Genomic DNA, 14,284 nt, shown 5'->3' on the forward strand with positions numbered 1-14,284 from the left:
AAAAACCGGGCATTATACCTCATTATCGCTCAGATTCTTTCTTTGCGACTTTGTCTCTCAGATAAACGGGCATCGCCTCTTCAACTGGAACGGCCTTTCCGGCAAGCATGCCCTGCGCGCCCAACGAAGCCACAGCCGCAGCTCGCGGCAAACGGTCCGCGTCAAAAGAAATAACACTTTGCGTTAATTTAGCCAGCAAGACCTCGGAGTAAACACGCCAGGCACTGCCCACCCCGATACCTTTTTGATGGCACGCGTCAGCCTGATCAGCGGGTATCACGCTCTCTTTACCTGCCAATTGGGCAAAACCGTTTGCGTCACGTTGATAAACCGCCCAAAATATTTCGGTTAACCGTGCGTCCATGGCGCTAAAAGCCACGGATGCGTTAGTAGAGTCAAACGCATCCTGCGCTAAAGCAGCAAGCGTGGACACAGGCACAACAGGCAAGTCTGCGCCAAAGGCAATTCCGTGAATGACTCCGGTCGCAATCCTAACGCCTGTAAAAGACCCGGGACCACAGCCAAAGGCGACAGCATCCAATTGTTGAGGCCGTAAATCAGCCTCGGCCATCAGTGATTCGATCATTGGCAAAATGCGTTGAGTATGGATCCGGGGGGCCAATTCGAAGCGCTCACGGATTTCCCCATTAATCAGCAAAGCTGCAGAACAGGCTTCAGTTGCCGTTTCAACTGCAAGTAATTTCATCACGTATTCTCATCTTGAAAAAAAGCTTTTACGTCTTCAATATTCCGGGTCCGCCGCATTGAAGGTACGCTGTCGAGAAAAATCTGCCCATATGAACGTTTTAAAAGCCTGGGATCACACACCATCAGCACACCTTTGTCATCCACATCCCGAATCAGACGACCTACACCCTGACGTAATGCAATCGCTGCAGCAGGAATTTGGTGTTCGAAAAATGCGTTGCGACCTTGCCGTTCCATTGACGCCAGCCTGGCTTTCAGGACCGGATCGCCCGGAGCTGCAAACGGCAGTTTATCGATAATTACACAGGATAAGGCATCCCCCCTGACATCGACACCCTCCCAAAAACTGGAAGTGCCCAATAAAACCGCATTACCGGCTTGTTTAAAAGCCTCCAACAACAGCCCTTTTGGCCGGGTTCCCTGAACCAGTAATGGATAAGGCATTTTTCCAGCCAGCAACTCCGCCGCCTGATTCAGTGCGCGGTAACTGGTAAACAAAAAAAACGCTCTACCTTTACTGGCTTCCAGAACAGGCAAGGCAAATTCAACAATACGCTCCGTAAAATTAGGTGTGGAGGGCTGCGGCAATCCCTTGGGATGATAAAACAAGGATTGGTTGGCATAATCAAACGGACTCTCCCAACTCTGACAGATTGGCTCGGTCAGTCCGAGACTGCGTGAAAAATGATCGAATTTATTGGCAACACTCAATGTTGCAGAAGTAAAAACCCAGGTAGCAGGATGCAGTTTCATGAAGGCGCGAAACTCAGAGGCAATATCCAGCGGCGTTCGGCTTAGCGTGAAGGTTTTTTTATGCGTTTCATACCAGCGTATCCATTTTCCATCATGGTCCTGCATGATGAGCTTGAATTGCTCGCTCAACTCCTGAGCTCTTTTGAAACAGCCTTCCAGTGTTTTGGTTTTAACTGAGGCCAGTTCCAACTGATCCTGCAAAAATTTCAGCTTTTGACCTAATTCTGTCAGCGCCTCACAGATCGCCTGATTATGTTCGATGTCCTCCCAATCCCCTTTTTTCAATTCAAGCCCAAATGACAATCGCGCCGCTTTGATCTGAAGATCCAGTTCTTCGCAAGCAGTACGTAAATCGGGCATATCGGTAGCATCTTTAAAATATTCAACCAACGCATCTTTAGCCAAATCATCTAATTGCCTGGCTCCGAATGAAATACCCAAAAAATTGGAGGCGGTATCGGCCAACTGATGCGCTTCGTCAATCACTACCAGCTCAGCATCGGGCAATAACTCGCCAAAACCAATTTCCCGTATCGACCAGTCAGCGCAAAGCAGGTGATGATTGACCACCAGAATATCCGACTCCTGCGCCTTTTTTCTGGCTTTAACCAGAAAACACTGTTCATAGTCAGGGCAATCAACACCCAGACAATTGTCTGCCGTCGACGTAGCTAAAGACCACACAGGATTAGCCTCACTCACATCCTGCATTTCTGCAATATCGCCGGATTGCGTGCGTTTGGCCCATGACTGAATTTTTGTCAATGCCGAGGCGTCTTCCTTACTGAAACCCAGAGCCGAATTGAGTGAATTATCAAGCCTAAATGAACAAAGATAATTGCTTCTTCCCTTTAACAAGGCCGCGACAAACGGCACTGTAACGGCCTGTCGGATAACAGGTAGGTCATTAAAAAACAACTGATCTTGTAGATTTTTCGTTCCGGTGGAAATGATGGATTTTTTTCCCGATAAAATAGCAGGGATCAGATAAGCAAATGTTTTGCCTGTGCCGGTGCCGGCTTCCGCAATCAAGTCCTTCTTTTGGTCAATCGATTCGGCAATGGCTAACGCCATTTCTATTTGCGCAGCACGAGGCTTATAGCCTTTAATGACTTTAGCCAGCGGCCCATCACTACCAAAAAATGCTTCCAGTTCAATCACTCTAATAACAGGCTGATAACAAAAGATGGAAGTGTACGCAGGAACATCGTCAGTATTCAAGCGTAATTAAAATGTTTATGTCATTCACTGATCTTTATTAAGGCAGCCATGATCATTGATTTTTTCATGGCAGGTGAATAACACGCCACTCATTCTGAGTGACGGAACAGTCAAGCTCATCGCCTTTATCCGTAACCCGATGAATATTAAACTGTTTATTGGGTTGTCAGTTTGTTTAAAAAGCTTGAATTTGATACGAAATATCGGATTATGCAAACTTCATCACAAAAGATACCAAAAACGACTTTACTTTCTAATGAGAATTGTTATTATTTACATGACAAACAATTCCAGGAGATTCACAATGTATGTTTGCGTTTGTAAAGCAGTAACTGACAAGCAAATAAAATCGGCTATCAGCAATGGCTATTGTTCTCGTAAAGACCTGAATCAATGTTTGGGCGTTGGAACTGTTTGCGGCAAATGTTCGCCGCATGTAAAACAGTTGCTTGACGAACACCGCGCGCAAACGCCTATAATGTGGGCTGCTGCGTAAGAAGCATTGGCAGGTTTTATATTTATCTTTCAGGTAAATTTGTAACGTTTAAATAGCTGAGCTTGAATGAAGTTTGCAGGAAAACCTACCTTTCTGGAATTTGACTGCTACTTATGCCCTTAACTTTAAAGCCCTCACTGCCATATTGCCCTTGCGCGTCCATTTATCAAATCCACGAGGCAAAAATGAAAGGCGATCCAAAGGTTATTGAATTTCTCAACAAAGCGCTTGAAAACGAACTGACCGCTATCAATCAGTATTTCTTACATGCTCGCATGTATAAAAACTGGGGCTTTTCTAAACTGAACGAAAAGGAATATCACGAATCGATCGATGAAATGAAACACGCCGATCGCCTGATTGAGCGGCTTTTATTTCTGGAGGGATTACCAAACCTGCAAAATCTTGGCAAACTGTTAATTGGTGAAAATCCGCAGGAAATGCTGTCTTGTGATCTTAAGCTTGAATATCAGGCCGTCCCGCTTTTAAAAGAAGCCATAATCTATTGTGAAACGGTCCAAGACTTCATTTCCAGAGAATTATTTGAAGCCATCCTCGAAAGTGAGGAAGAACACATTGACTGGCTGGAAACACAATTGGAACTGATTGAACAAATCGGTCTGCAAAACTATTTGCAATCTCAAATGTAACTTCCCCGTCAAGCAGGGCGAATTCTATTCGCCCTAATTTGTTAAAAAGTTAAACCCTCAAAACAGCCTTTTTGAACGGGTCGAGGCTAGCGTCTTGGCCTGCTGATTATATTGACGCTGTCATTGGTGATTCCCTGATTGACGCTACGATTTTGATTTCTATCAATCACCGGGGCTTTATTATGTTTCTTGTCACCGTAGTGATCTTTGCGATGATTCCGCCAATCGTTTTCTCTATATGGAACGGCTAACGGATAATAGGGCTGATAGATGTTGACTGAAGGTTGCTGCTGAAGGAGTTCGAGTTCCCGGCGTTTGGTTTCCGCCAAGTCTTCCTGAGCATTGGCGCTACGCTTTAAGGCTTCGATTTCTTCCAACCGGGCATTCTCAGCACGCCTTTCCTGTTCTGCTTTTTTTATTTTGGACTCTTTTTCGTCCTGCTCGAGTTGCCACTGCCTCAAACGAGCTTCAGACTCAACCCTCTGCTCTGGCGTCATTTCTTTAATTTTTAAAGAATCTTGTTGCGCTTCTGATGGACACTCATCATCTTGAAAATGCACTTTTCCGGATGGAAAGGTGCATTTAAAAACCTGGGCCTGCGCAGATTCAATCGTCACAAAAACGGTGACGGTTAATGCTATTAGGATGATCTTCATAGGACACACCTCATCGGTCTGATGTGGCATTAAGGATCAAAGACCCTTTAAATCTCAGTCTTTCAACCCCAGTACGTCCAGCATGTCATAGAATCCATTAGGCTTGCCTTGAAGCCAAACAGCCGCTCTGACAGCTCCGTTGGCAAACGTCATACGGCTGGTGGCTTTGTGAGTTATTTCAACACGTTCACCCTCATCGGCAAACATGACGGTATGCTCGCCGACAATATCACCGGCACGAATGGTAGAGAAACCAATCGTTTTTCGATCACGTTCCCCCGTGACCCCTTCTCTTCCATAAACGGCACAGTCTTTTAAATCGCGCCCCAATGCTTCGGCTACCACCTCACCCATGCGTAATGCCGTTCCCGACGGCGCATCGATTTTATGACGGTGATGGGCCTCAATAATCTCTATGTCTGTATAGGTCCCCATGACTTTCGCGGTCATTTCCAGCAATTTGAGCGATAGATTGACGCCGACACTCATGTTCGGCGCCAATACGACAGGGATATTCTCAGATGCCGATTTAATCAGATTTTTTTGCGCTTCATTAAAACCGGTCGTGCCGATCACAATACCTTTACCGGCACTTTGACAAATTTCAATGTAGCGTAAAGTTGATTCCGGCCGGGTAAAGTCAATCAAGATATCAAAATGCTCAGTCACAGAAGCCAGATCATCGGTCACCTGAACTGCCAAAGGACTTAAACCGGCCAACTCACCGGCATCTTTGCCGATTGACAAACTCTCAGGACGGGACAAAGCCGCAGTTAATTCGGCGGAACCGGACAACGCAGCGGCTTTGATCAAGCATAGGCCCATCCGGCCCGAAACACCCACAATTGCAACGCGGACCATAAATCTAACCTGTCAGTTTTTCAAAAAAGCTTTTTACACCGTCCAGCCAGGAATGTTCCTGTGGACTATGATGCTTACCACCACCCACCAAGGATTGCCCCAATTGTTCAATCATGTCTCTTTGGTCTTTGGTTAAATGAATCGGCGTCTCAATAATGACCCGGCAAAGCAAGTCACCTACCGCACCGCCTCTAACCGGCTTTACGCCTTTGCCTCTCAACCTGAATAATTTTCCGGTTTGTGTCTCCGCCGGAATTTTAAGTTTAACCTTACCATCCAGTGTCGGGACCTCAAGCTCTCCGCCTAAACAAGCAGTTGGAAAACTAATAGGCACTTCACAATACAAGTTGGCGCCATCTCGAGTGAATATCGCATGATCTCTGACATTGATCTGAACATATAAATCGCCGGAAGGTCCCCCATTGAGTCCGGCCTCACCTTCCCCGCTCAACCTGATCCGGTCACCAATATCGACACCTGCAGGCACTTTGACCGATAGAGTTTTAGTATCCTGGACACGGCCCTGACCATGACATTTTCGGCAAGGATCTTTAATTTGCTTTCCGGATCCGTGACAGGTAGGACATGTTTGTTGCACGGAAAAAAAGCCCTGCTGCATTCTCACCTGGCCATGACCATGACAGGTTGAACACGTGACCGGAGAGCTGCCTTTTTTTGCGCCCGAACCATCACATTCGTTACACACCACTAAGACAGGAACTCTGATTTTTGCTTCTGTGCCCCCGACGGCCTCTTCCAGACTTAATTCAAGGTTATAACGTAAATCAGCACCGCGCTGAACGCCGCTGCGCTGACGTCCTCCGCCAAAAATATCCCCGAATACATCACTGAATACATCACTGAAACTTTCGCCGGTAAATCCTCCCGATCTTCCGCCCATTGAACCGTCGACCCCGGCATGCCCGAACTGATCGTAAGCTGAGCGCTTCTTGGGGTCAGACAATACCTCGTAGGCTTCCTTGATTTGCTTGAATTTCGCCTCTGATTCTTCAGGATTTTCTTTATTTCTATCCGGGTGAAATTTCATCGCTTTGCTGCGGTAACTCTTCTTTATCTCCGCATCACTGGCGTTTCTATCGACACCGAGGAGCTTGTAATAATCTTCTTTTGCCATGTTAGTCTGTTCAATCCGCTTCTAAAGTCACATTAGAAGATATAGCATTGCTGCAAATTATGAATACCCGCGCTCATTAGAGAGCTTGGAATTATGCTTTTAAATAATAGGGTTCCGCTTGTCAATCACCGAAATCCAGGCAAACACTTCAACAAAACCTGAATTGATCCCGCACACCCTGTTAAGGAAAATGCCGAACCCGCTAAACAAACGTCACAGCCAGAAATCACAAAGGCACAAAGTCAATCACAACTTTGTGCCCCATGACTGCGTCAAAAAGCCGCACTATGAACCTTACAGGGCCATCTGTCCAACTTTTTGTCGGCGTGATGGCTCCATAAACTATTTTTTATCGTCTTCTTTAACTTCCTCAAACTCAGCATCGACCACCCCATCATCCGCTGTCGATGAACTTGATCCGGAACTTTGTCCTTCGGCTTTGGTTTCAGATTCATCTTTTTGAGCATAAACGCGCTCGGCCAGCTTACCGGAAAGTTCAGTCAGCGCATTGGTTTTAGCTTCAATGACGTCAATATCGCTACCTTTAATCGCATCCTTCAAATCTTTAATGGCGGACTCAATCGCTGACTTCTCTGAAGACTCAACTTGACCTTCCAATTCCTTCAAGGATTTTTCTGTCGCATGAACCATACCTTCGGCATGATTGCGGGCACCGACCAGTTTGGCAATTTTGCGGTCTTCGTCTGCATGAGCTTCCGCATCTTTGATCATACGCTGGACTTCATCTTCGCCAAGACCACTGGAGGCTTTGATGACAATAGATTGTTTTTTACCCGTCGCCTTGTCTTTGGCCGAAACATTCAAGATACCGTTTGCATCAATATCGAACGCCACTTCGATTTGCGGCACACCGCGCGGTGCAAGTGGAATATCGGACAAATCAAACCGGCCCAACGATTTGTTGCCGCTGGCCACTTCGCGTTCGCCTTGCAATACATGGACGGTAACGGCCGTCTGGTTATCTTCTGCTGTCGAGAAAACCTGTGAGGCATTGGTCGGTATCGTTGTGTTTTTTTCAATCAGTTTTGTCATGACGCCGCCCATCGTTTCTATACCCAACGATAATGGCGTTACGTCCAGTAACAACACGTCTTTAACTTCCCCGCCTAACACACCCGCCTGAATCGCAGCACCTAAGGCAACTGCTTCATCCGGATTTACGTCTTTACGAGGCTCTCTGCCGAACAAGGATTTAACAAAATCCTGTACACGCGGCATACGAGATTGACCGCCGACTAGAATAACATCATTGATATCGGACGCAGACAGGCCTGCATCTTTAATTGCCATCAAACAAGGCGCTTTGGTTCTTTCAACCAGATCTTCAACCAGAGATTCCAGTTTTGCCCGCGTCAACTTGACGTTCAAATGCTTTGGACCTGATGCATCCGCTGTGACATAAGGCAAATTGATATCGGTTTGTTGCGTTGAAGATAATTCGATTTTTGCTTTTTCAGCTGCTTCTTTCAAACGCTGTAATGCTAAAGGATCATTATGCAAATCAATACCGGAATCTTTTTTAAATTCATCCGCCAGAAAATCGATGATTCGCAAATCAAAATCTTCACCACCGAGGAAGGTATCACCATTGGTGGATAACACTTCAAACTGATGCTCACCCTCGATTTCAGCTATTTCAATAATAGAAATGTCAAAAGTACCGCCACCCAGGTCATAGACTGCAATTTTCATGTCACCTTTGGGCTTATCCATACCGAACGCCAAAGCTGCCGCTGTGGGTTCGTTAATAATCCGTTTGACATCCAGACCCGCAATACGTCCGGCATCTTTTGTGGCCTGTCTTTGTGAATCATTAAAATAAGCGGGTACAGTAATAACCGCTTCTTTGACTTCTTCGCCCAGATAAGCTTCCGCATCTTTTTTGAGCTTCATCAAAATCCGTGATGAAATTTCCGGAGCAGCCATTTTCTTGCCATGACACTCTACCCACGCATCACCATTATCAGCCGGTATGATTTTATAAGGCACCATTTTGATGTCTTTTTGTACAACATCATCTTTAAAGCGTCTACCGATCAAGCGTTTGATTGCAAACAAGGTATTTTCAGGATTGGTTACTGCCTGGCGCTTGGCAGATTGCCCGACCAGTACTTCACCGTCTTTGGTAAACGCGATGATAGAAGGCGTCGTTCTTGCACCCTCGCTATTTTCAATCACGCGCGCCGTTCCGTTTTCCAGCACTGCTACGCACGAGTTAGTGGTTCCTAAATCTATGCCAATAATTTTAGCCATTGAATTCTCCAGACTTGATATGAGATTGTTTAAGTTAGTAGTTATATAAGGGCTGTTTTGTTATCTTCAAGCCTGCTCATCTATTTTGGGTGTATTTTCAGGCGGCTTTTCTTCCGCCTTTGCAACCACAACCATTGCGGGCCGTAATAAGCGGCCGTTTAATACATAACCTTTTTGAAAAACGTTCAAAACGGAATTAGGCTCCGCATCTGCCGAAGGTTGCATAGCCATAGCCTGGTGTAATTCAGGATTGAAGGGCTGGCCTATCGGATTGACGACTTCAATATTGAATTTTGTAAAAACAGATTCGAACTGTTTAATCGTTAATTCGCTGCCTTCACGGAATTTTTGGACTTCGGGACTCTCGCCACTTGCAGCCTGCAAGCCAAGTTCAAGACTATCGAGCACGGCTAATAATTCTTTTGCAAAACTTTCCAGCGCGTACTTATGAGCGCTTTCCAAATCTTTTTGAATACGTTTTTTCAGATTTTCCATTTCTGCCTGAAGACGCATAGCCCTATCCCAATTTTCAGAGGCTTTTTGTTCGGCCTGTTCCAGCTTTTTCTGCAGCTCTGCCGATAAATCCTCTTGGACTTCAGGCGGCTGCACGGCAACTTCTTCGGTTGGCGGCTCCTGAATTTCGGGTGTTACTTCAGCCTCAATTTTTAGTTCTTCTTGGTTCGCTGCCTCTGGCAACTCCTGCTCGTTACTCATTATCTAAAACTCCGGTTTATATTTTGGTGTCGTGCTGATGCAAACTGTCAATTAAGCGTAATCATGGGGCCAATGTTTTCGGATTCAAGGCTGCACCCAATAATTTTGCCGTCAGATCAACAAAAGGAATCACTTTTTCATAAGCCATGCGTGTAGGACCGATAACCGCTAACACCCCCACCACTTCATCGTCTATAGAGTAAGACGAAGTCACCAAACTGCACTGATTAAAAGGTTGATAGCCGGATTCCTCACCGATAAAAATTTGGACGCCTTCAGCATTAAGGCATTGATCAAGCAAATGAATCACATTGTGTTTTTGGCTAAAGGCGTCAAAAAGCTGTTTTAGACGATCAATATCCGACAGTTCGGAAAAGCCCATCAAATTGGTCTCACCACTGATCACACAATCTTCAGAATTCTCGTCCTGGTCTAACGCCAATTTAGCCATTTGCACGACATCCAGCATTTCCTGATTCATCCGTTCCTGAGCGACTTTCAACTCCTCAATCACCGCTTTTTTTACTGCGGCCAAACTACGTCCGGAGTACATAGTGTTGATGTAATTGGCGATTTGCTGCAATTCCGAGGGAGAAAACTCGCGGGAGGTATGGATAATCTTGTTGTGAACCTCTTGTTCATTCGTTACCAAAATAACCAATACACGGGTATTCGATAAAGGCAGAAATTCAATATGCCGCAAACTAACCAGTTCTCTTTTAGGCAACGTCACTACACCGGTCATTCGGGTCAAATCGGACAACAACTTTGAAGCAACGCCAATAGATTGATTAATATCGTTTTTTGCAACCAAACTGCTTTGAATAAGATTGAGCTCACTGATTTCAAGCGGCTTCACGGTCAACAGTGAATCAACAAACAAGCGATAACCGCTTACGGTTGGAACTCTCCCTGCCGAGGTATGCGGCGAATGAATAAGACCAAGATCTTCCAGATCGGCCATCACATTCCTGATGGTAGCGGGACTTAAATTAAGCGCCGGATCTTTGGACAAAACTCTTGACCCTACCGGTTGACCATCATAGATGTACCGTTCAATCAAGGATTTAAGTAACAGTAAAGATCTTTCGTTTAAAGCCTGATTTTTTTTCTCAACCATCTATTCGCTCCGATGTTAGCACTCTATAAAGCAGAGTGCTAACAAAAAATTATCAGCAAACCCTTTACTTGTCAAATCAATAAATTAACAAAAACATTCGCTTAGCGAAGCTTAATGGGTAAATCAAATATTATTTTTGGTTTTAACCAAACAAGAAGCCATATTTTGTATAATCTCGCACCAACCCTACAACAACTTTTACAAATAGATACTTAAAGTACCTGTACATTAACACTCTGAATTAAGTTATTTCGATTTTTCCGTAAAACGGCCAAAAACGCAGGATTCCCGTTTAGCTCTAAAACTGACTGAAGCCAGTCTTTAAAACCCATTCAATCGATAAATTTAATTGCATGACCCAAATAACTTAAAAGTAATTCGGCAAACCGGAGATCAATGCATACACTGTTCAAAAAGATTGGCATTATTGGAAAATCAAGTGACCCGGGTATTGCTGAAACATTAACCTTGCTCTATCAATTTTTGCAGCGGTGCCGATACCACGTCTTTGTTGATGCGCAAAGCGCAGGATTTATTGACGAATCCGACGTCAAGACCTGTGCTGCCGAAGAAATGGGACTGCATTGTGATCTGGTTATCGCTGCAGGCGGTGACGGGACTTTTTTATCAGCGGCGCGCGCCATTGCGCCTTACAACATTCCACTGATTGGCGTTAATTTAGGCCGATTGGGGTTTTTGGTGGATATTTCTCCCGATGTGCTTCTGGTCAAACTCAACCAAATTCTCAACGGTGCATTCCGGGAAGAAAAGCGCTTTTTACTGCACACCAAAATCATCAGGGACAATGCGGTCATTCATGAGCAAACCGCCGTCAATGAAGTGGTGATCCACCGCTGGATTACGCCGAGCATGATAGAGATTGTTACCCATATTGACGGGGTTTTTCTTAATTCACAGCGCTCCGATGGCCTGATCGTCTCTACGCCGACCGGATCGACCGCCTACTCATTATCGGCCGGGGGACCGATACTGCATCCTTCGCTAAATGCATTGGTCTTAGTTCCGCTTAACCCGCATACCCTGACAAACCGCCCAATAGTAATAGATGATTCCTCTCATATTGAAATCAGCTTTTGCCAGACCAAACAAATCAATGCCTTGGTCACTTGTGATCACCTGGAAATCCCTGACGTTTTGATCAGCGATAAAATTTTAATCAACAAAGACCCAAAACCGATTAGAATTCTGCATCCCGAAGGACATGATTTTTATCATATACTTAGAAAAAAACTTAACTGGAGCAGCAGTTAACTCAAACACATGCTATTAAATCTCACAATCAATGATTTGGCCGTGGTTCAATCGCTTGAACTGGCGCTTGAAAAGGGCATGTCGGTGCTGACCGGCGAAACGGGGGCCGGAAAATCCATTTTACTGACCGCGTTAGGTCTTGCCTTGGGTGACAGAGCCGATTCGGGTTATATCCGGCCGCATTCAAAGCGGGCGGAAATTAATCTTGAATTCGACCTATCCGATGCACCCTTAGCCAAAACCTGGCTGGAAAACAATGAATTGGACCATGAAAATCAGTGTTTGATTCGCCGGGTGATCAGTCAGGATGGACGTTCAAAAGCCTTTATCAACGACCGCCCCGTGACCTTGCAATCACTGCAAGATCTGAGCGAGAAGCTGGTCGAAATTCACGGCCAACATGCTCATCTGACTTTGCTGCACAACGACGAGCAACGCCGCCTGTTAGATGACTTTGCTCAAAACCAGGGCTTACTCGAACAGCTTCAGGCCTGCCATCAGAAATGGCTTAATACCAACAAATCACTCAAAGCGTTATTGAAAGCCAATTCGGATAAAGCCGAACGCGAAGAATTACTGAAATTTCAGATAGAAGAGTTACAACAACTGGATCTGGACCATTTCAACTACACGGAGTTGACGGAAGAACACAGCCAACTGGCGCATTTAGGTGAGATTTTAACCGTCGGACATCAGCAGCTCGATGTGCTGTACGAAAACGACGAAATGTCGATTCACCACCTGCTAGGGTATTCCATTAATGCGTTAACGGATCTCAGCCGTTTTGCTCCGGCGCTCGAAAGCGTGAGCACCCTCCTCACTGAAGCGCACATTCAGATCGAAGAAGCTTCTCAACAATTACGCAGATACATGGACAGCCTGGAAGCCGATCCTAAGCGACTATCCTGGCTGGATAATCAAATCGGCATCATTCAGAACTTAAGCCGAAAACACCAGGTAATACCTGAGCAATTACCCGAACTGGCGATAAGGCTTGATGAGGAATTGGCCAATCTGACGCACAGCAGTGAACGCATTGAAGAACTGAGTGCCGCATCCGTAGCTTTGCTGACCGAATACCGCAAATTGGCCGACCAGTTAAGCGAGGCACGCAGAGAAGGCGCGCTCAAACTGCAAACTCAAATCACGACGATGATTAAAGAACTGGGTATGCCGCAAGGTGATTTTATGGTTAGAATTTCGCCGTTTGAAGATGAAACACCTCGCCAGCAGGGTCTTGATAAGGTCGAATTTCTGGTTAGCGCAAACCCAGGATTACCCCCAAAACCCCTAGCCAAAGTGGCATCCGGAGGTGAATTATCAAGAATCAGTCTGGCCATCCAAGTGACAACGAGTAACGACAAATCAACACCCACCATGATATTCGACGAAGTCGACTCCGGGATTGGCGGCGGCATAGCAGAAATTGTCGGACAAAAACTGCGGCGCTTGAGCCATAACAGGCAAGTCATCTGTGTCACTCATTTACCGCAGGTTGCGGCTCAGGCCCATCATCATCTTTTTGTTGCCAAAAACAACCAGTCCGAAATGACGTCCTCTACCGTCTCACAACTTGATGAACAACAACAAATAGATGAAATCGCCCGGATGCTGGGCGGCGTTAATATCACAGAAAACACGCTGGCACATGCCAAGGAAATGCTGATGACCGGAAAAAATGAACCATGACAAAGTTACGCACTAAACGGCAAGGCACATCCGCCGCATTAGGCGTCGTAATTCAGAGCGCTATTGATTCTAGAGCCGGTCCAAAGCGACAGGCACCATGACGAAAATCTGGCTGGTCATTTTTTTTGCCGGATTTTTCTGGTCGGGCTTTGAACCAAAAGACCAATTAACCTGGTTTTTGGAAGTATCACCGGCTCTGATTGGCTTGTTTGTGATGATAATTTCCCGGCAAAGGTTTCCTTTGACGCGTTTGGTTTATGGTTTGATTCTGATTCACAGCTTGATTCTAATGATTGGCGGTCACTACACATATGCCGAAGTACCACTGTTCGATTGGCTAAAACAGCCCATGGAATGGGAGCGTAACAATTACGATAAACTAGGTCATTTAGCGCAAGGATTCATACCGGCAATTATTGTTAGAGAGATTTTTATTAGAAAAGCAGTGCTCACCAACCTGTCCTGGTTAAATTTTATCGTGACTTGCATTTGTCTGGCGATCAGTGCATTTTACGAATTGCTGGAGTGGTTGGTAGCCACGTTAAGTCAGGATGCCGCAACTGCCTTTTTAGGCACGCAAGGTTATGAATGGGACACGCAATCCGATATGGCTTTCGCACTTTTAGGCGCCGTGACTGCCCTGTTGACTCTGACACATGTCCATGACCGGCAAATCAATGACCTGACAAACCGCCAACCTCCCCATTTTCGATAAACTGACTGCTCATTAAAGCA

13 protein-coding genes are annotated in these 14,284 nt (G+C 45.6%); 5 read left to right on the plus strand and 8 right to left on the minus strand.

Features of this window, described 5'->3' with window-relative positions; all coding sequences use genetic code 11:
• Positions 1–22: 22 nt before the first annotated feature.
• A complete protein-coding gene (tsaB, locus tag GO003_RS23205) occupies positions 23–706 on the minus strand; it encodes a tRNA (adenosine(37)-N6)-threonylcarbamoyltransferase complex dimerization subunit type 1 TsaB (protein ID WP_159658209.1) in 684 nt (227 codons plus the stop codon).
• Positions 706–2,622 (minus strand): ATP-dependent DNA helicase, encoded by a 1,917-nt coding sequence (locus tag GO003_RS23210; RefSeq protein WP_159658208.1) that lies wholly within the window; start codon positions 2,620–2,622, stop codon positions 706–708. The genes tsaB and GO003_RS23210 overlap by 1 nt, the downstream gene beginning before the upstream one ends.
• 364 nt (positions 2,623–2,986) lie before the next feature.
• On the opposite strand from GO003_RS23210, the gene GO003_RS23215 reads away from it, so the two are divergent.
• Positions 2,987–3,178: a (2Fe-2S)-binding protein gene (locus GO003_RS23215; RefSeq protein WP_159658207.1), complete on the plus strand. Its 192-nt coding sequence runs from the start codon at positions 2,987–2,989 to the stop codon at positions 3,176–3,178.
• Between the two features lie 185 nt (positions 3,179–3,363).
• Positions 3,364–3,828, plus strand: coding sequence for a bacterioferritin (gene bfr / locus GO003_RS23220; RefSeq protein WP_159658206.1), 465 nt, complete (start codon positions 3,364–3,366; stop codon positions 3,826–3,828).
• 86 nt (positions 3,829–3,914) lie between these two features.
• Here bfr and GO003_RS23225 read toward each other — a convergent pair whose 3' ends face one another.
• The 6 genes from GO003_RS23225 to hrcA form a co-directional block, all read right to left on the minus strand.
• Complete coding sequence (locus tag GO003_RS23225; RefSeq protein WP_159658205.1) at positions 3,915–4,484, minus strand: DUF4124 domain-containing protein; 570 nt, start codon at positions 4,482–4,484, stop codon at positions 3,915–3,917.
• Between the two features lie 54 nt (positions 4,485–4,538).
• Positions 4,539–5,345, minus strand: a complete 807-nt coding sequence (gene dapB / locus GO003_RS23230) for a 4-hydroxy-tetrahydrodipicolinate reductase (RefSeq protein WP_159658204.1) — start codon at positions 5,343–5,345, stop codon at positions 4,539–4,541.
• A 4-nt stretch (positions 5,346–5,349) separates the two neighbouring features.
• Positions 5,350–6,480, minus strand: a complete 1,131-nt coding sequence (dnaJ, locus tag GO003_RS23235; protein ID WP_159658203.1) for a molecular chaperone DnaJ — start codon at positions 6,478–6,480, stop codon at positions 5,350–5,352.
• 342 nt (positions 6,481–6,822) lie between these two features.
• Complete coding sequence (dnaK, locus tag GO003_RS23240; protein WP_159658202.1) at positions 6,823–8,754, minus strand: molecular chaperone DnaK; 1,932 nt, start codon at positions 8,752–8,754, stop codon at positions 6,823–6,825.
• A gap of 66 nt (positions 8,755–8,820) precedes the next feature.
• Positions 8,821–9,468, minus strand: a complete 648-nt coding sequence (gene grpE / locus GO003_RS23245) for a nucleotide exchange factor GrpE (protein WP_159658201.1) — start codon at positions 9,466–9,468, stop codon at positions 8,821–8,823.
• A 61-nt stretch (positions 9,469–9,529) separates the two neighbouring features.
• Positions 9,530–10,588, minus strand: a complete 1,059-nt coding sequence (gene hrcA, locus GO003_RS23250; protein ID WP_159658200.1) for a heat-inducible transcriptional repressor HrcA — start codon at positions 10,586–10,588, stop codon at positions 9,530–9,532.
• 396 nt (positions 10,589–10,984) lie between these two features.
• On the opposite strand from hrcA, the gene GO003_RS23255 reads away from it, so the two are divergent.
• The 3 genes from GO003_RS23255 (at position 10,985) to GO003_RS23265 (ending at position 14,264) form a co-directional block, all read left to right on the plus strand.
• Entirely contained in the window at positions 10,985–11,860 is an 876-nt protein-coding gene (locus GO003_RS23255) for an NAD(+) kinase (protein WP_159658199.1), read from the plus strand.
• A 9-nt stretch (positions 11,861–11,869) separates the two neighbouring features.
• On the plus strand, positions 11,870–13,549 hold the full coding sequence (gene recN / locus GO003_RS23260) for a DNA repair protein RecN (protein WP_159658198.1): 1,680 nt from the start codon (positions 11,870–11,872) through the stop codon (positions 13,547–13,549).
• 97 nt (positions 13,550–13,646) lie between these two features.
• Positions 13,647–14,264 (plus strand): DUF2238 domain-containing protein, encoded by a 618-nt coding sequence (locus tag GO003_RS23265; RefSeq protein ID WP_159658197.1) that lies wholly within the window; start codon positions 13,647–13,649, stop codon positions 14,262–14,264.
• Positions 14,265–14,284: the final 20 nt, after the last annotated feature.

Origin of the sequence: Methylicorpusculum oleiharenae, assembly GCF_009828925.2 — a bacterium.
GTDB lineage: Bacteria > Pseudomonadota > Gammaproteobacteria > Methylococcales > Methylomonadaceae > Methylicorpusculum > Methylicorpusculum oleiharenae.

Excerpts from the sequence above, each read along its gene's own strand:
- tsaB (WP_159658209.1), bottom strand. The coding sequence starts at position 706 with ATGAAATTACTTGCAGTTGAAACGGCAACTGAAGCCTGTTCTGCAGCT.
- GO003_RS23215 (WP_159658207.1), top strand. The coding sequence starts at position 2,987 with ATGTATGTTTGCGTTTGTAAAGCAGTAACTGACAAGCAAATAAAATCG.
- bfr (WP_159658206.1), top strand. The coding sequence starts at position 3,364 with ATGAAAGGCGATCCAAAGGTTATTGAATTTCTCAACAAAGCGCTTGAA.
- GO003_RS23225 (WP_159658205.1), bottom strand. The coding sequence starts at position 4,484 with ATGAAGATCATCCTAATAGCATTAACCGTCACCGTTTTTGTGACGATT.
- dapB (WP_159658204.1), bottom strand. The coding sequence starts at position 5,345 with ATGGTCCGCGTTGCAATTGTGGGTGTTTCGGGCCGGATGGGCCTATGC.
- dnaJ (WP_159658203.1), bottom strand. The coding sequence starts at position 6,480 with ATGGCAAAAGAAGATTATTACAAGCTCCTCGGTGTCGATAGAAACGCC.
- dnaK (WP_159658202.1), bottom strand. The coding sequence starts at position 8,754 with ATGGCTAAAATTATTGGCATAGATTTAGGAACCACTAACTCGTGCGTA.
- grpE (WP_159658201.1), bottom strand. The coding sequence starts at position 9,468 with ATGAGTAACGAGCAGGAGTTGCCAGAGGCAGCGAACCAAGAAGAACTA.
- hrcA (WP_159658200.1), bottom strand. The coding sequence starts at position 10,588 with ATGGTTGAGAAAAAAAATCAGGCTTTAAACGAAAGATCTTTACTGTTA.
- GO003_RS23255 (WP_159658199.1), top strand. The coding sequence starts at position 10,985 with ATGCATACACTGTTCAAAAAGATTGGCATTATTGGAAAATCAAGTGAC.
- recN (WP_159658198.1), top strand. The coding sequence starts at position 11,870 with ATGCTATTAAATCTCACAATCAATGATTTGGCCGTGGTTCAATCGCTT.
- GO003_RS23265 (WP_159658197.1), top strand. The coding sequence starts at position 13,647 with ATGACGAAAATCTGGCTGGTCATTTTTTTTGCCGGATTTTTCTGGTCG.